At 66.2% G+C, this 16,555-nt stretch carries 15 protein-coding genes; 11 read left to right on the top strand and 4 right to left on the bottom strand.

Features of this window, described 5'->3' with window-relative positions; all coding sequences use genetic code 11:
- The first annotated feature begins 1 nt into the window (after position 1).
- A complete protein-coding gene (locus tag ACQR0U_RS24600; protein ID WP_315717758.1) occupies positions 2 to 1,915 on the top strand; it encodes a nitric oxide reductase activation protein NorD in 1,914 nt (637 codons plus the stop codon).
- Between the two features lie 67 nt (positions 1,916 to 1,982).
- On the opposite strand, the gene ACQR0U_RS24595 is transcribed toward ACQR0U_RS24600, so the two are convergent.
- Complete coding sequence (locus ACQR0U_RS24595) at positions 1,983 to 2,417, bottom strand: DUF2267 domain-containing protein (protein WP_315750299.1); 435 nt, start codon at positions 2,415 to 2,417, stop codon at positions 1,983 to 1,985.
- A gap of 774 nt (positions 2,418 to 3,191) precedes the next feature.
- Between ACQR0U_RS24595 and ACQR0U_RS24590 the strand changes: the two genes are divergently transcribed.
- The 3 genes from ACQR0U_RS24590 (at position 3,192) to ACQR0U_RS24580 (ending at position 6,712) form a co-directional block, all read left to right on the top strand.
- Positions 3,192 to 4,883 (top strand): IS1182 family transposase, encoded by a 1,692-nt coding sequence (locus tag ACQR0U_RS24590; protein WP_434842877.1) that lies wholly within the window; start codon positions 3,192 to 3,194, stop codon positions 4,881 to 4,883.
- A gap of 488 nt (positions 4,884 to 5,371) precedes the next feature.
- The gene (locus ACQR0U_RS24585; RefSeq protein ID WP_315717756.1) at positions 5,372 to 5,614 is read left to right on the top strand and encodes a hypothetical protein; all 243 of its coding nucleotides are present in this window, start codon (positions 5,372 to 5,374) and stop codon (positions 5,612 to 5,614) included.
- Between the two features lie 303 nt (positions 5,615 to 5,917).
- Positions 5,918 to 6,712, top strand: a complete 795-nt coding sequence (locus tag ACQR0U_RS24580; protein WP_434842878.1) for a creatininase family protein — start codon at positions 5,918 to 5,920, stop codon at positions 6,710 to 6,712.
- Between the two features lie 103 nt (positions 6,713 to 6,815).
- Here the strand turns inward: ACQR0U_RS24580 and ACQR0U_RS24575 are convergent, their stop codons facing one another.
- Entirely contained in the window at positions 6,816 to 7,754 is a 939-nt protein-coding gene (locus ACQR0U_RS24575) for a LysR family transcriptional regulator (protein WP_434842879.1), read from the bottom strand.
- Between the two features lie 179 nt (positions 7,755 to 7,933).
- Here ACQR0U_RS24575 and ACQR0U_RS24570 point away from each other — a divergent pair, with 179 nt between their 5' ends.
- The 7 genes from ACQR0U_RS24570 to ACQR0U_RS24540 are packed head-to-tail and all read left to right on the top strand — an operon-like array spanning position 7,934 to position 14,417.
- Entirely contained in the window at positions 7,934 to 8,884 is a 951-nt protein-coding gene (locus ACQR0U_RS24570; protein ID WP_434842880.1) for an N-carbamoyl-D-amino-acid hydrolase, read from the top strand.
- 23 nt (positions 8,885 to 8,907) lie between these two features.
- Positions 8,908 to 9,729 carry an ABC transporter substrate-binding protein gene (locus ACQR0U_RS24565; RefSeq protein WP_434842881.1) on the top strand — a complete coding sequence of 274 codons (822 nt, stop codon included), beginning with the start codon at positions 8,908 to 8,910 and terminating at the stop codon, positions 9,727 to 9,729.
- Positions 9,726 to 10,580 carry an amino acid ABC transporter permease gene (locus ACQR0U_RS24560; RefSeq protein WP_315717751.1) on the top strand — a complete coding sequence of 285 codons (855 nt, stop codon included), beginning with the start codon at positions 9,726 to 9,728 and terminating at the stop codon, positions 10,578 to 10,580. Before ACQR0U_RS24565 ends, ACQR0U_RS24560 begins: the two co-directional genes overlap by 4 nt.
- Positions 10,577 to 11,344: an amino acid ABC transporter ATP-binding protein gene (locus ACQR0U_RS24555; protein WP_316167722.1), complete on the top strand. Its 768-nt coding sequence runs from the start codon at positions 10,577 to 10,579 to the stop codon at positions 11,342 to 11,344. The genes ACQR0U_RS24560 and ACQR0U_RS24555 overlap by 4 nt, the downstream gene beginning before the upstream one ends.
- A 4-nt stretch (positions 11,345 to 11,348) precedes the next feature.
- A complete protein-coding gene (locus ACQR0U_RS24550) occupies positions 11,349 to 12,167 on the top strand; it encodes an ABC transporter substrate-binding protein (protein WP_315717750.1) in 819 nt (272 codons plus the stop codon).
- Positions 12,154 to 13,047, top strand: coding sequence for a polysaccharide deacetylase family protein (locus tag ACQR0U_RS24545; RefSeq protein WP_315750305.1), 894 nt, complete (start codon positions 12,154 to 12,156; stop codon positions 13,045 to 13,047). The genes ACQR0U_RS24550 and ACQR0U_RS24545 overlap by 14 nt, the downstream gene beginning before the upstream one ends.
- Entirely contained in the window at positions 13,044 to 14,417 is a 1,374-nt protein-coding gene (locus ACQR0U_RS24540; protein WP_434842882.1) for an amidohydrolase family protein, read from the top strand. Before ACQR0U_RS24545 ends, ACQR0U_RS24540 begins: the two co-directional genes overlap by 4 nt.
- A 6-nt stretch (positions 14,418 to 14,423) precedes the next feature.
- On the opposite strand, the gene upp is transcribed toward ACQR0U_RS24540, so the two are convergent.
- Complete coding sequence (gene upp, locus ACQR0U_RS24535; protein ID WP_231327004.1) at positions 14,424 to 15,053, bottom strand: uracil phosphoribosyltransferase; 630 nt, start codon at positions 15,051 to 15,053, stop codon at positions 14,424 to 14,426.
- A gap of 271 nt (positions 15,054 to 15,324) precedes the next feature.
- Positions 15,325 to 16,548: a URC4/urg3 family protein gene (locus ACQR0U_RS24530; protein WP_316226398.1), complete on the bottom strand. Its 1,224-nt coding sequence runs from the start codon at positions 16,546 to 16,548 to the stop codon at positions 15,325 to 15,327.
- Positions 16,549 to 16,555 lie beyond the last annotated feature (7 nt).

The raw sequence follows: 16,555 nt of genomic DNA, 5'->3' as shown, positions 1-16,555 counted from the left end.
CATGCTCGACTTCCTCGAACTGGAGGAGACCGTCGGCCGCGCCTGGCATCGCCTGGTCGGCACGACCTCGAGCTATCCGGTCCATCCGGATCAGGCCGTCGCCCTGAACGAGATCAGCGGCCGCATCGCCGTGATGTTCCGCGCGCTGGGCGGCGAGAGCGGCGTGCAGGTCGCCGGAGCCAAGGCGCGCAAATCGGGCCATCGGCTCGGCTGGCGCCAGCGCATTGGCCTCGGCGACGAATGCCTCGATCAGGCCGGGCGCGATGGCGCCACCGTGTTCCTGCCGGAGACCATCGCGCTGCTGCCGGGTCGCGCGCTCAATACGCAGCTCTATCACTGGCTCGCGGCGTGGTTCGCGACCATGGCGGTCGAGCCGATCGCGGAGCGCGATCCGCTGCGGCATGATCTGCTGGCGCTGCGCCGGGCCTGTGAGACGACCTCGCTGGTGCTGGCGCGCTTCCCTGGACTGGCGCGTCCGCATGCGCAACTCGCCGAAGCGCTGGCTGTGGCGCGTCCGCGGCGGCCGCTGCCTCGGCTCGAGCAGCAGGTCGAGCACATCGTCATGGCCCTGCTCGGCGCCGGCGCGCCGCCCAAGGGCGCGCTGTGGAATGCGGTCATCGCTGGCGGCGCGTTGCCGGAGGCCGCCCCGCCCGGCTATCGGCCGATGCTGCCGTGTCCGCTGTGGGGCGATTGCTGGAGCCGCGATGCCGTTGCCGCGGCGCGCGAGGACGACGAGACGCAGACGCCCGCAGAGCAGGAGGGTGCACCCGACACCCGCAAACGCTTCGCGCGGCGCGAGCGCGACGACACGGCCAAGCGCGATCCATTCATTCTCAACCGCTTCGAGAAGATCCTGGCGATGGCGGAGATGGTCAATGTCGATCGCCCTTCCGACGATACCGACGATGACGACGCCCGCAAGGCTGCCGACGATCTCGATGAGCTCGCGATCGCCAGGCGCAAGGGGCGTCCGGCGAGCAAGCTGAAGTTCGATCTCGACCTGCCGCCCGAGGCGGTGGACACGGCCCGGCTCGACAGCGGTCGGCTGTATCCCGAGTGGAATTATCGCAGCGGGGCCTATCTGCCGGACCATTGCCGCGTCGTGACCGGCGATGCCGCCGAGGCGGGCGAGGCGTGGTCTCCGGACGATGCGATGCGCCGGCGCATCCGCAGCGTGCGGCGCAGGTTCGAGACCTTGCGGCCGCGTCATGAGGTGATGCGCGCGCAGGCCGACGGCCACGACCTCGACATCGACGCGCTGGTGCGCGCGCGCAGCGATCTCAATGCCGGCCATGGCGGACTTGATCGCGTGCATCTGGCGATGCGCCCGCTCGCGCATGATCTCGCGGTGACTCTCCTGGTCGACGTGTCCCTATCGACCGATGCGTGGATCGACGGCGTGCGCGTTCTCGACGTCGAGAAGGAGGCGCTGCTGGTGCTGGCGCATGGGCTGTCGGCCTGCGGCGACAGCCACAGCATTCTCACCTTCACCTCGCGGCGCAACTCATGGGTCCGCCTGGAGACCGTGAAGGCATTCGACGAGCCGATGAGCGGGCGGGTCGAGCGCCGCATCGGCGCGCTCAGGCCCGGCTACTATACGCGTATCGGCACGGCGGTGCGTCATGCCGCCAGCCAGCTCGCCGAGCGATCCGAGCGCAAGCGCCTGCTGCTGGTGCTGACCGACGGCAAGCCGAACGACGTCGATCACTATGAGGGACGGTTCGCGATCGAGGACACGCGCAAGGCGGTGCAGGAAGCGCGGCGCGGCGGCGTCGCGGTGTTCGGCGTGACCATCGATGCGTCGGCGCAGTCGTATTTTCCCACCCTGTTCGGCCGCGGCGGCTACGCCATCGTCGGCAACATCAGGCGACTGCCCGCCGCGCTGCCGGCGCTGTACCGGCAGCTCGCGCATTGAAGGCGAGAGGCGCACTGCCGCCGTACCGACGACCGATACCGGCCAGCTGATCGAAGGGGTCCGGCCCTCAGGTCGCCGGCTCGCGCAGATTGCGCAGCGGCACCGGCAGGTGGCCCATCAGCTTGTCGAACTCGCCGGGATCGAGCTTCTCCCAGAGAATTTCGAAGATGCCGCGCGCAGCCGTGAGCGGATCGACCGGGAATTGCGGCGGCAGTTGGCGGAAGATGTCATCGACGAAATATTCGAGATGGCGGTCCTTGGTCGGGGTTGCCGCGTGGTGCCAGCCCTCGTAGTAGATCCCGCGAATGAGCATCGGCAACTGGGCGCCGAAATTCACGGCGACGGCCATCGGCATACGGTCGCGCAGCACATGCAGCACGGCACGCAGTGCGTTGTAGGCCTGCTGCCGGCTCGCCAGCGCGAGGCGTTGCTCGATGGCCTTCAGCCAGATGTTGGTTTCCTGGACGGTGTGATCCAGGGCGGTCACGCCGGTCTCGCTCATGTGGTTCTCCATGATGACAAGTGCACAGGACCGTTCGAGGGACGCCGAACGAGGTAACGGCAAGGCCTGATTCGCTTGAACGCCTTGTCAGTAGGTGGTGCGTTCGGGTCGGTCATGTTGACCTGCATCAAATCACGATGTCGTGGTTGGACCGTGAGGTAAATGGCGGGTCAACGTCCGGCGCAGTCGTTTACGATCCCTTGCTACCGCAGCGGCACCGGCGGTCGGCAAGCCCATCCGTCATCTTACGGGGATCGTCGTGGTCCCGTGCACGGCACGTGACAATGGTCAGCAGTTCACTCTGACAAACAGCCATCGACAAACAGCCATCGACAAACAGAACGTCTACAAATCAGCACGTCGCGATCTCGCGGCGCCTATCGCGCCCGAGTCTTGCTTGACGGAGCCCTCTTCAAGTGAGAGGGCGCAGGGAAGGCCGGGAGCTCGCCGCCCCCGTGGCCCCCGTGCGGAAAGAATGCACGGGGCAGGAACCACAGGTTCGGCTGAGACATCCCGGCCTTCCCTGCGCGATAGTGTTACGGCTTATACGCATTCTCCCCGGTGAACGGGCTGTCTTGCCACCGTCACCCGCGCGAGGCTGAAACCTCGTCACGAGCTTGACGCCAGCGTCGCGGCGCCAGGACCATGCGACTTCGCCGTCCGCGCCGTGCCGTTCGTCCGCAGGCATGACACCCGCTGCGACACGTCGCGTCCATCGCATCCCGCACTCCACGTCTCGTGACGTTCGCGACACGCCCCTCTTCATGAGGCGGGATGCGCGGAAATGTCGTCCTGATTTGCCCGACGAGGCTGGGCAAGAACTCAGTGTTCACGGTAAGATTTGGAGGCATGACGAATCGGCCGTTCAAGAGCGGCGAGAGCCGCGATCAAGAGAGCCTGCTTCCGCCTCGGATTGAGGATTATGTCGGGCCGGACAATCCGGTTCGTGCGATTGACAGCTACGTCAACGCCCTCGATCTTGCCAAGCTTGGCTTCCGCCACGCCAAGCGGAGGGGATTGGGTGTCGGGCAGCCGCCGTACGATCCGGCGGACCTGCTGAAGCTTTATCTCTATGGTTATCTGAACCAGATCAGATCGTCGCGCCGGCTCGAGCGTGAAGCCGGCCGCAATCTGGAGCTGATCTGGCTGTTGAGGAACCTGAAGCCCGGCTATCGGACGATTGCGAACTTCCGCAAGGAGAACTGGGCTGCCTTGAAGGCGGCGAACCGTAGCTTCGTCCTGTTGCTGCAGGAGATCGGGCTGATCGGCGGGACCCTGGTCGCGGTCGATGGCGCGCTGTTCCACGGCAATGCCAGCAAGGACAGCATCTTCACGCGCGGGAAGCTCGCCAAACAGATCGCCAAGCTCGATGAGGAGATCGAGGCGTACGGCAAGTCTCTCGACACCAACGACGCGACGGAAGCCCAGCGGCCCGGCGACGGCAAGGATGACAACAAGGATGGAGGCGATGTCGGGGACAAGATCAAGGAGCTGATGGCCAAGCGTGAACGCGCACAGTCCGATCTGGAGAACCTGGACAAAGGCGACAAGGGACAGGTGTCGAAGACCGATCCCGATGCGCGGCTGCTGAGCAAGGGCGACCAGACGATCGCAGGCTACAATGTCCAGAGCGTCGTCGACGACAAGCATAAGCTGATCATCGCCAGCGAGGTCGTCAATCGCAGCGATACAGGACACCTTCATATGATGGCGAAGGCGGCCAAGGAGGGCCTCCAGGTCGAGGCGCTGCAGATACTGGCGGATGTCGGCTATTACAACAGCGGGGATCTCAAGGCTTGCGAGGATGACGGCATCACCGCCTATGTCCCGCTGCATCACGGCAATGGCAAGAAGCACGGTCGCTTCACGCGAGGTGACTTCACCTACAATTCCGCAACCGACACCTATCAGTGTCCCGCAGGCCAAGCGCTGCATCCAACGAAGAAGCTCTGGAAGAATACGAGCGGCAGGATGGAACGCCGCTACCTGGCCTCCGTAGCGACTTGCGGCATCTGCCTCCTCAAGGCGTCTTGTCTCTCTGCGAAGGCAAAAAGCCGCAGCGTCTCTCGATGCGAGCACGAAGAGGTGCTGGATCGTCACCGCCAGAGGATGGCGAGCGAACAGGCCGGCCGATTGATGCGCCGCCGCTCAGCCATCGTCGAGCACCCGTTCGGCACGCTCAAGTGCCGCGCCGGCTATCAGCACTTCCTTGTCCGCGGCTTCGACAAGGTTCGCGGGGAATGGAGCCTCATGGCGCTCTCCTACAACCTCACCCGCGTCCTCAACATTCTCGGTTTCGACGACTTCCTCGCCCGCATCGCCGAATGGGCTCTTGCAGCTCTACATGCCACTTCTGGCAAGGCAAGGGGCGCATGGGAGGCGATTTCGTTTGCCCTCATCCGGTTCTGGACCATGATGCAGTCATGGCTCGAAATTGCACCGCGCCGAGCCCTCTCAGCCCCCTAATTCGGATTCTTGCCCAGCCTCGACGGTGCAAGCTGTTTATCTGCGGCAGACTGGCACGACGGGCAATTCGCGCATGGCGGTCATGCTGATTCGTTCGTCCGATGGCCCCGAGATTTTGCGTCTACCCGTGCTCAGTCGCAGAGCGCATCTCGAGTTGGAATCGGGCTGCTGCCTTGGGGGCGGCGCGAGGTGGGCGCTGAGAGACGCGCGACCACGGCGCTCCTCGTTCGCGGTGGCGAGCAGGATGCCGAGCGACCGGAACGTTCGCGTCGCAAGTCCGGAACTTGCGCGACTCGTTCGCGCTGAACATCCCGAGATCATCGCGGGCCGGCGCTGCGCCGTCAGGTTGAACCCGTAATCGCCCTGCTTGTGAAGAACACGTCTTCGCTTGCTCGTCGCGACAGACTCACCTTACATCGGAGTCGTCCGAGGCGGAGAGATCGCGCGCTCGACACCCCTTTCAACTCACGAATCGACGTCGGCTCGCAATGCTCAAGTCTGCCCAAGAGAAGTCTGTTCACAACAAGCCTGCTCAAGACAAATCCGGCAACGACCTTCCGCTGACCGGCTATGCCGTCGTGGTCGATGGTCAGATCAAGACCGAATTCAAGACCAAGGATGGCGCACACAATGGCGCGCATGACCTCAAGCGCCGGTTTCCGATGTTGCAGATCAGGGTGTACGACGCGGAGACGAAGCAGACCCACGACATCGAACTGACGCGGGCGTGAGACCGGCCTGCCGCGCGGGCCGTGGTGTTGTGAGGACGCAAGGCCGTTGCACCTTGTCGAGCCCGCAATCGCTGTCGATGTTTGAGTGCATGGAGAGCATGCTCCTGATGTAGCCGAGGGTGCGGTGTCGGTCGCCGCGTCCTCACCCCTGTGGGAGAGGGCGCACTATCGCGCAGGGGCGTGCGGTCTGAGGTGCAAGCAGGCGACTGTCGGCCTGCGCGCCCGATACGCCGGGATGGGCTGTTGCGGTGGCTGCGTGATATGAGCCGATCTGCCTCATCTCCGACCATGCGAGCAGCCATCATGACCGAAACCGCCTGGAACAGACTTTCCGCCGCAGCGCTTCGCGCGCTCGCGGCCCGAGACGCGATCGTGCTGTTGCCGGTGGCCTCGACCGAGCAGCACGGCCCGCATCTGCCGACGGGAGTTGACGACTTCCTGTGCAGCGAGGTCTGCCGTCGCACCGCGCTGGAGCTGACTCCAGACCATCCCATCGTGGTCGCGCCGACCGTTTGGTGCGGGCTCGCCGACCATCACGTTCCGTTCGGTGGCACCTTCACCCTCAGTCTCTCCACCTACCACGCCGTGCTCAGAGACCTGTGCCGCTCGATTCTGAATGCCGGCTTCCGCCGCATCGTGATCGTCAACGGTCATGGCGGCAACATCCAGGCGCTGGCCACCCTCACCGGCGAACTGACGCGCGAGCTCAATGCGCCGATCGCGACGACGACCTATTTCATGGAAGGGCGGGAGACCATGGCCAAGGTCCTCGAGGATCAGGAGGGCGTGATGCATGCCTGCGAAGCCGAGACCTCGATGATGATGGCGGCTCATCCCGGCCTCGTCGACGCGGCGAGGCTCGACGCTGCCTTTGGGCCGAGCTTCGACATCATGGGCTCGCTGGTCCCGTCGCTGAAAATGTTCAGATCGTTCGCCGACATCACCACCTCCGGCGTCGCAGGCGATGCGCGCAAGGCATCTGCTGCAAAGGGCGAGAAGCTGCTCGCCGGCTGCGCGACGGCCCTGGCGGCGCGATTGCGGGCGGGCGAGCCATGGTCGACTGCACCAATTCCGCCGCCAGCCGCAAGACGACAGTGACGCGGAGCACCATCCCGAGAAGCCCGTCGCAGGCGGGCGTTTCGGATGATGGGCCGCAAACGATACGTCCACGGGTTTGATGGACGCATGCCGATCGGCAAGCTCAGCCGCGCTGCGCGGAAGCGGCGAGGCTCGGAGCCCCGATCGCGTCGAGGCCGTCCGCAAGACTGCGGCTCGCGTTTCGCACCTCGCTGCGAAACGTCTTCGCCAGGTTCGACAGCGGCCGCGCCTCCGACCACAGCACATAGGCCGAGACTTTGGTGCTCGGCGTGAACGGCCGTACCACGAGATCATGCGCGCCCTGGCGCGGCGAGAATGGATCGACCACGGCGACGCCGACGCCGGTCGAAGCCAGCACGCAGGCCGTGTTGCAGTAACGCACTTCGACGGTCGGCTGGAAGTCGGCATCGGCTTGCCGGAAGCTCTCGCGCACGGCTTCGCCGAGGCGCGTGCCGCGTTCGAGGCCGATCAGCGGGAAGCCGGCGAGATCCCGCGCTGAAATCACGTCGCATTCGGCAAGCGGATGCCGGGCCGGCATCACGCACACCATCTCCCCGGTATGCACGACCTCATGGGCGATCCCGGGATGATCGGACAGTCCGAGCGCGAAGCCGAGCTCGGCGACGTTGCCGAGCACGCCCTCGATGATGCCTTCGTAGCGGCGCACGTCGAAGAACATCCGCGTCTGCGGCCGGCGCCGCAGGAAGCCTGACAAGGTCGGCGGGATGATGCTGTAGGCGAGCGGCGGCGTGGCGACGATCGACAGATGACCCGTCTTCTGCTCGCGCAGGTCACGCACGCGGTTTTCCAGCCGGGCGTGCAGGGTGAAGATCGCCTCGCTCTCCTCATAGAGCGTCATCGCCTCGGGTGTCGGGAACAGCCGGTTGTTGACGCGCTCGAACAGGGTGAAGCCGGCCTGCGCCTCCATCGCCTTCAGCGCATTGCTGATCGCAGGCTGCGACAGCGCGAGCTCCTCGGCGGCAGCGACCGTGGTGTGGTGGCGGATGACCGCCCGCAGGATCTCCAACTGGCGCAGGTTCATGGCATGGTCGCCCTATTAGCCCGGGTGATGGTCTCGGCCAAAATATCATAGACCGAGGTCGTCCCGACTGGTTGCAATTCCTGCGCCGGTTTCGCTTCATTGATGCTTCTCTTGCGCGTCGCAGAGGGCGGTGCTGCCGCCTGCTGGAAAGGCATGACGCACAGATCGGAGGCAGAGTTTTGAGCCGTATCTTCCGCGCCGCCGCCGCCCAGATGGGGCCGACCCAGCGCGCCGACAGCCGCGGGCACACGCTGTCGCGCATGATCGGGCTCCTGGAACAGGCGGCCGCCCAGGGCGCGAAGCTGGTGGTGTTTCCGGAACTCGCATTCACGACCTTCTTCCCGCGTTGGATCCTCGAAGGCGATGAGCTCGACAGCTATTTCGAGCGCGCGATGCCGAACCCGTCTGTTGCCGCGCTGTTCGACCGGGCGCGGGCGCTTCGCGTCGGCTTCTATGTCGGCTATGCCGAGCTGACACCGGACGGACGCCGCTTCAACAGCTCCATCCTGGTCGATCCCGACGGCGAGATCATCAGCAAATATCGCAAGGTGCATCTGCCCGGCTCCGTCGAGCCGCGCCCGAGTGCCAAGTATCAGCAGCTGGAGAAGCGCTATTTCAGCTATGGCGATCTCGGCTTTCCGGCCGTGCGCGCCGGCCGCGAGTGGGGCGGCGCCATCATGGGCATGATGATCTGCAACGACCGGCGCTGGCCGGAATCGTGGCGGGTGCTCGGGCTGCAGGGCGTCGAGCTGGTCTGCGTCGGCTACAATTCCGCAGCCTACGATCCGAATGGCGGCAACACCGAGGATGCCTCGCTGCGTACCTTCCATTCGACCCTGGTGGCGCAGGCCAACGCCTACATGAATGCGACGTGGGCGATCGCGGTCGCAAAGGCGGGCGACGAGGACGGCAGCGGGCTGATCGGCGGCTCCTGCATCGTCGATCCCAATGGCTGCATCGTGGCGCGGGCGAAGACGCTCGCCGACGAGGTCGTCGTAGCCGACATCGACCCCGATCTGTGCCGCCAGGGCAAGGACAAGATGTTCAACTTCGCGGCGCATCGCCGGCCGGATCAGTACAGGCTCATCACCGAGCGCGCCGGCGCCGTCGAGCCGGTCGTGGTCGATTAGCCGTTCACGTGGGGAGTTGCAGGATGCGCCGTTCGTTGTTCGCAGGTTTCGTCATCCTCGCCTCGCTTGCTCCGGCGGGGGCCGCGGAGCTGCCCGCTGAGATCAAGCAGGCTGGCGTGCTCAAGCTCACGGTCAACTCGACCTACGCGCCGATGGAATATCACGACCCCGCCACCAACGAGCTGAAGGGGCTCGACATCGATCTCGCCAACGAACTGGCGAAGCGGTTCGGCGTCAAGATCGTGTGGAGCGAGACGCCGTTCGCCGAACTCATTCCCTCGCTGCAGACCCGGCGCGCCGACTTCATCATCTCGGGCATCTCCGACCGTGCCTCGCGGCGCGAGACCGCCGACTTCGTCGACTATCTCGTCACCGGCCCGCAGTTCTTCGTGCTGGCGGAGAGCGATGCCAAGGTCGCGACCGATCTGTGCGGCCGGAAGATCGGCACCACGCGCTCGACGAGCTTCCCGCAGGAGATCGAGAAATGGAGCAAGACCAATTGCGAGGCCGCAGGCAAGCCTGCCGCGCAATATGTGCCGGGGGAGAACTCGATCGATGTCCGCAATCAGCTCAAGCAGAGCCGCATCGATGCCGCCGTGCAGGGCAGCGAGACCTTGCCCTATGCGCAGTCGCAGGAGGCCGGCAAGTATCGCATCGTCGGTGAGCCCATCGTCTTCGGCTACCAGGGCATCATGTTCCGCAAGGACGATGCAGGCTTTCGCGAGGTCGTGACCGAACAGCTCAAGGCGATGGTCGCCGACGGCAGCTACAAGGCCATTCTCGACAAATGGGGTCTCGGCGCCAATGCGGTGCGCGAGCCGATGCTCAACGCGGCGCCGCAATGAGCCGCGCCGACGTACTGGCCGATGGCTTTCCCGACCTGTCGGCGCACAGGATCGCGCGCAAGGCGCATTGGGGCCGCTGGCTTACGGCTGCCGTCATTGTCGTGATCCTGCTGGCGATCGGCCGCGCCTTCGCCAGAGGCCAGATCGAATGGTCTTACGTCGAACGCTTCGTGACCGCGCCGGTGATCCTGCGCGGCATCGTCAACACCATGGTCATGGCTGTCGCGGCGATGGCGCTGGGCATCGCGCTCGGCGTGGTCGTCGCGATCATGCGGCTGTCGCCCAATCCGGTGCTGCGGTCGGTCGCCGCCGGCTACACCTGGCTGTTTCGCGGTACGCCGCTGATCCTCCAGTTGTTGTTGTGGTTCAACCTCGCGCTGGTGTTTCCGACCATCGGCATTCCCGGCCTGTGGAGCGCGCGCGCCGTCGACGTGATGACGCCGTTCCTGGCCGCGCTGCTCGGGCTCGGCATCAACCAGGGCGCCTACACCTCGGAGGTGATGCGAGCCGGGCTGCTGTCGGTCGACATCGGGCAATACGAGGCGGCGCAGGCGATCGGCATGGGACGGCTGCAGGCGCTGCGCCGGATCATCCTGCCGCAGGCGATGCGCGTGGTGATCCCGCCGCTCGGCAACGAGTTCATTGGTCTGGTCAAGGCGACCTCGCTCGCCAGCGTGATCCAGTATCCGGAGGTGTTGCACTCGGCCGAGAACATCTACTACGCCAATTCGCGCGTCATCGAGCTCCTGATCGTCGCCGGCCTCTGGTATCTGCTCGTGGTCTCGGTCCTGACGCCGCTGCAGATGCTGCTCGAACATCGTTTTGCCCGTGGCATCGCGCGGGGGCGCTGATGACGCCGCTCGTCGCCATCCGTCAGGTCAGCAAGCGCTTCGGGGAATTCCAGGCGCTCAAGCAGGTCTCGCTCGATGTCTTCGAGGGCGAGGTGGTGTGCCTGATCGGGCAATCCGGCTCCGGCAAGACCACCTTGCTCCGTTGCGTCAACCAGCTGGCCACGGCGGACAGCGGCGGCATCTGGCTCGACGGCACGCTGCTCGGCTTCCACGAGACGGCCGGCCGGCTGCATCGGCTGTCGGAGCGCGAGATCGCGCGGCAACGCCTCGCCTGCGGCATGGTGTTCCAGCGCTTCAACCTGTTCCCGCACATGACGGCGCTGGAGAACGTGATCGAGGGGCCGGTGCAGGTGCAGAGGCGCAGGCTTGCCGAGGCGAAGGACGAGGCCTTGTCGCTGCTGCGCCGGGTCGGCCTTGCCGACAAGGCGCAGTCCTATCCGGCGCAACTGTCCGGCGGTCAGCAGCAGCGCGTGGCGATCGCACGCGCGCTCGCAATGAAGCCGCGGCTGGTGCTGTTCGACGAGCCGACCTCGGCGCTCGACCCGGAGCTGGTCGGCGAGGTGCTCGGTGTGATGAAGGAGCTGGCGAGGTCCGGCATGACCATGCTGGTCGTCACGCATGAGCTCGGCTTCGCGCGCGAGGTCGCCGACCGGGTCGTCTATATGGACCAGGGCGTGATCGTGGAGAGTGGTCCGGCCGGCGAGGTGCTGCGTGCGCCGCGCGAGGCGAGGACCAAGGCATTTCTGGCAGCTGAAGTGGGGTGAGGTGATGGAATTGAAGTCGATCGTGTTGGCTGGGCTCATGAGCGCGGCCGTGGCGGGCGCGGCTCTCGCCGCCGAGCTGCCGGCCGAGATCAAGCAGAACGGCCTGCGCATCGCGGTGGTGCCGAACTATCCGCCGATGGAGTTCAAGGATCCGGCCACCGCGACCCTGACCGGCTTCGACGTCGAGCTCGGCGAGGCGCTGGCCAAGAAGCTCGGCGTCAACGCGGTGTGGCAGGAGACCAGCTTCGACCAGCTGATGCCGGGCCTCGCCACGCAGCGTTTCGACATCATCCTGACCGGCATGACCGACTACAAGAGCCGGCAGGATACCGCGACCTTCATCGACTACCTGCGCAGCGGTCCGCGATTCTTCGTGCAGGCTTCGCGCGCCAGCGAGTTCAAGGAGCCGACGGCGCTGTGCGGCAAGAGGGTCGGCGCCTCCAGGCGCACGATGTTCCCGAAGGACATCGCCGCCTGGAGCGAGAAGAACTGCGGCGCGAGCGGAATCGAGTTCGTCGGCACCGAGGGCTCGGCCGACGCCCGCACGCAGCTCAAGCAGGGCCGCATCGACGCCGCCGTGCAGGGCAACGAGACCTTGCCCTACATCATGGATCTCGAGCCGAACACTTACGTGCCGGTCGGCACGCCCATCGCGTACCAATATACGGGGCTGGCGACGCCGGTGAAGGCGGACGAACTGCGCGAGGCGCTGCGCGCCGCGCTGGAGGGCCTGATTGCCGACGGCAGCTACAAGGCGCTGCTGGCGAAGTGGAAGCTGAGCGACAATGGAATCGAGAAGGTGCTGATCAATGCTGGACAGTAAGGCGCTCGCGGGAATCCCGGTCGTTCCCGCCAACACCGCGCCGCCGGCGCCGGACTATCCATGGCCTGCGCCGCACAGAGCGGCGATGTTCCTTTCGTTCGACATCGACGCCGAGAGCGCCTGGACCTCGAAGGATCCCGCGCATGCGGCGCGTCTGGTCACGATGAGCTTCGGCGGCTTCGAGGCGCGCGTCGGCACGCCGAAGCTTCTCGAGCTGCTCGCCGAGCTCGATCTCAAGGCGACGTTCTTCATCACGGGATGGGCGGTCGATGCGCATCCGGCGATGGCGGAAGCGGTGCTGAAGGCGGGCCACGAGATCGGCCATCACGGCTATCACCATCTGCTGCCGGATCCCGGCGATCCCTTCATCGTCGAGGAGATCGAGCGCGGCTTCGAGGCGATCCAGCGCCGGCTCGGAATCCGGCCGATCGGCTACCGCGCGCCGTTCGGCGAGTTCTGCGAGGAGCTGCTGACAGCGCTGGTGCGCCAGGGCATCGTCTACACCTCCTCGTTCCGCGATGACGTCAGGCCCTATCGCCATCGCTTGGCCTCCGGCTCGCCGGGCACGATCGAAATCCCGGTGACCGCGAGCTATGACGACTGGATGCACGGCCTGTCGGCGCGGTTCTCGCCGCGCTCGATCTTTCCGAAAGAGCACGTGCTGTCGATGTGGAAGGATGAGCTGGACGAAGTCCGCGATTGGGGCGCGATGGTGACGACCGTGCTGCATCCGCAGGTCTCGGGCCGGCCGATGCGCTTCCGGCTGCTGCGCGAGTTCCTGACCTACGCCAAATCGTGCCGGGACGTGTGGATCACGACCGGAGCCGAGATCGCGGCGAACTACCAGCGCCATGAGGCGGCGGAAGCGAAGGACGCATGAGTACGACGGCGATCTTCGGCAGCTACGTGCTGACGCGCAAGGACGGCGCGCAGGACGTCCTGCGCGATCACTGGGTGCTGGTCGAGGGCAGGCGCATCGCGGCCGTGACGCGTGATCGGCCGGCGGCGGACGAGATGTTCGATCGTCCGGGTCGCTTCGTGCTGCCGGGCCTGTTGAACCTGCACAACCACATCTTCAGCGAGGCGATCGCACGCACGCTCACCGAGGACGGCAACGGCCGGCGCAACAACAAGAGCATCGTCTACACCGTGCTGCTGCCGCTGTCCAAGCGCGGGGCCGAGATCCTTTCGGTGGAGGAGCGGCTGGCGATCGGCCGCATGGGGGTGTTGCAGCTCCTGAAGGGCGGCGCCACCACGGTGATGGAGCCGTTCCGCAACACGATCCTGGAGCTGTTCGATGCGGCTCTCGAGATGGGCCTGCGCTTCTATGGCGCGCCCTATCTGTTCTCGACCGGCGATGCCAAGGCGGATGCCTCCGGCGTCGTGACTTACGCCGGCGATGACGGCGAGGCCGACATGGCGGTCTGGAATGCGCTCCATCAGCGCTGGCACGGCCAGGGCGACGGCCGCATTCGTCTTGCGATGAGCCCGCACGCGACCGATACCTGCGGACCGGATCTGTTGCGCGCGGCTGCCAGCCGGGCGCGCGAGCTCGGCGTTCCCATCACCACGCACATGGCGCAGAGCGCGGGCGAGGTCGCGACGATCGCGCAGCGCCATGGCGGCCGCACCCCGGCCGAATATCTCGACTGGCTCGGCCTGCTCGGACCCGATCTGCTGGCGGCGCATTGCCACGCGTCGACCGATGCGGACCTTGCGCTGATGGCGGCGCGTGGTGCCGGCGTGCTGAACTGCCCGCGGGTGTTCGCGCGCGCCGGAGTCACCGCCGCCTTCGGCCGCTTCGCCGCGCATGGCGTCCGCACCGCGGTCGGCACCGACGGCTACAACATGGATCTGCTCGGCGAGCTCAACGCGGCGTCGATGATCTCGAAGATCGCGCTGGGAAGCGCCGAGACGGCGAGCGCGCCGGAACTGATCGACGCCGTCACCACGACGGCCGCCGCCATGATCAAGCGCGACGATCTCGGCGTCATCGCGCCCGGCGCGACCGCCGACCTCACCGTCGTCGACATGACGCATCCACATCTTCAGCCGCTACACGACCCGCGCCGCGGCCTGATCGCGCTCGCGAACCGCGCCAACATCGACCAGGTGATGATCGACGGCCGGCTGCTGATCCACGACGGCCGCTATCTCCACGGTGACGAGGCTGCCATCACCGCCGCAGGGACTGCCGCGATCGAGAGGATCTGGGCGCTGCCGGAGGCGGAGGCCGCATTCGCCGGCTGAATGCTGCTACCGCGTGCCGTAGGCGCGGTCGCCGGCGTCGCCGAGGCCGGGGACGATGAAGGCGTCGTCGTCGAGGCCGTCGTCGATCGCGGCGGTCCACAGTGCGACATCGGGATGCAGGCCGCGGACGCGCTCGACGCCCTCGGGCGCCGCGATCATGCAGACCATGCGGATATCCTTGGCGCCGCGCTCCTTGAGCCGGTCGACCGCGGCGACTGCGCTGTTGCCGGTCGCGAGCACCGGCGTGACCACGACGGCGAGGCGCTCGTGCAGGTCGGACGGCGCCTTGAAGAAATACTCGACGGCGGTGAAGGTCTGCGGCTCGCGATACAGGCCGATATGGGCGACGCGGGCGGTCGGCACCAGATCGAGCATGCCGTCGACGAAGGTGACGCCGGCGCGCAGCACCGGCACGAACACCAGCTTCTTGCCGGCGATCTTGGCCGACTGCATTCGCGCCAGCGGCGTCTCGATCTCGACCTCCGTGAGCGGCAGGTCGCGCGTGACCTCGTAGCACAGGAGCATGCCGATCTCCTTCAAGAGCTCGCGGAACGACTTGGTCGAGATCGACTTGTCGCGGATCAAGGTCAGCTTGTGCTGCACCAGCGGATGATCGACGACCGTGACGCCTTCCATGGCTTTCATCTCCGAAGCGTAGGGTGGGCAAAGGCGCGAAGCGCCGTGCCCACCTGATACTAGCTCAGCTTGGAATGGTGGGCACGCTGCGCTTTGCCCACCCTACGCGCAACTTATGAATTGCGTCATTGCGAGGAGCGAAGCGACGAAGCAATCCAGACTTTCTTCCGGGCTCTGGATTGCTTCCGCCGTCGCCCTTCGGGCTATGGCGGACAAGTCGCTTCGCTCGCAATGACGTCGGCTGTTATGAAGCAAGGCTGCCAAACACCTCTTAAAACACCGTGCCGTCGCTGAGGATGGTCAGCGGCGGCGAGCCGTCCGGGCGGCGGGCGAAGGCGAGCTTGCGGCCGGCGGCCCAGCTGCCGCCTTCGAGGATGCGCGCCAAGGGCAGCTGTTCCGCCGTCTGGCCGGTGCGCTGGCGGATCAGCGCGGCCAGGCGATCGAGCAGGGCGACGGTCAGCGCGCGCCATTCCACCACCAGCAGGGAATCAACGGCATGCGCCCGCGCGGCATCGGCGGGATCGCGCAGCACCAGCACGCCGCCGTCGACGAACAGGCCGCCATTGCGGTATTCGGCGAGTCCCGTAAGGCCGTCGATGTTCTCGACCACGAGGCCGGCGCGCTTCAGCGGTTCGATCAGCGAATAGCTCAGCCATTGCGACAGCTTGTGCAATGGGACGAGACCGCTGGTCGCGTCATCGGTGACCAGGGAAGCATGGCGCCAGCAGTCGCCGAGCGCGATGCCTTGCAGCGTCAGCCGCGACGGCCAGATCGGGCCGAGCTGCAGCAGCACCTGCTGCAGAATGTCGGCGGCCTGGAGGTGGCCGCCGGTCGCACCGGCGGCGAGCTGATCGAACAGACCGCCGGGACGTGGGGTATCCTTCCGACCGAAGATATCCGGCTTTGCAGCCGTGACCTCGCCTAGCCGGCGCAGCAGCGCAACGCGGCCTTCGAGTCCGACCAGCGGATTGTCGGCGCTCACCTGGAAGCCGCGTTCGAGATCGGCGACGATGGTGTGCTGCAGCTTCGCGGCGTCGGCCCGCAGCGGATGGCTTGCATCGGCCGAGAACGCACCGCGTGCGAACATGTCGAGGCTCGCCAGTGCCAACCCTTCGGAGCGGCCGATGCGCGCGCCGGTCACGGCATCCCGATAGCGCCACGCCGCGCCGGCGCCGGCGTCGAGCAGCACGCTGGTGATGGCGAGATCGAACTCGGCGCGCGCCCGTGAAGCCGCATCCGGCCAATTCACATTGTCGGCGATCGCGGCCCAGCGATCGACACCGCCGACCACGAAATGCCGCCAGCGCGAGTGGAACGGCACCTCGCCACCGGGATAGGCCCTGCGGGTCACGTCGAGCACGAGGTCGGCAATCGCATCGAGCTTTGCGAGGTCGATGCGGAAGTGCGGCAGCTTGTCGGCGAGACCGAGCGCAAGCAGCTGATGCGCCCGCTCGCGCACTGCGCGGGCGGACAGGAGATATGAAACGTCGGTCATGATCAGC

It is taken from the genome of Bradyrhizobium sp. HKCCYLRH3097 (assembly GCF_051167875.1).
Taxonomy (GTDB): domain Bacteria; phylum Pseudomonadota; class Alphaproteobacteria; order Rhizobiales; family Xanthobacteraceae; genus Bradyrhizobium.
Note: the sequence above shows the minus strand (reverse complement) of the source record. Positions and strands in the feature narration are given on the sequence as shown.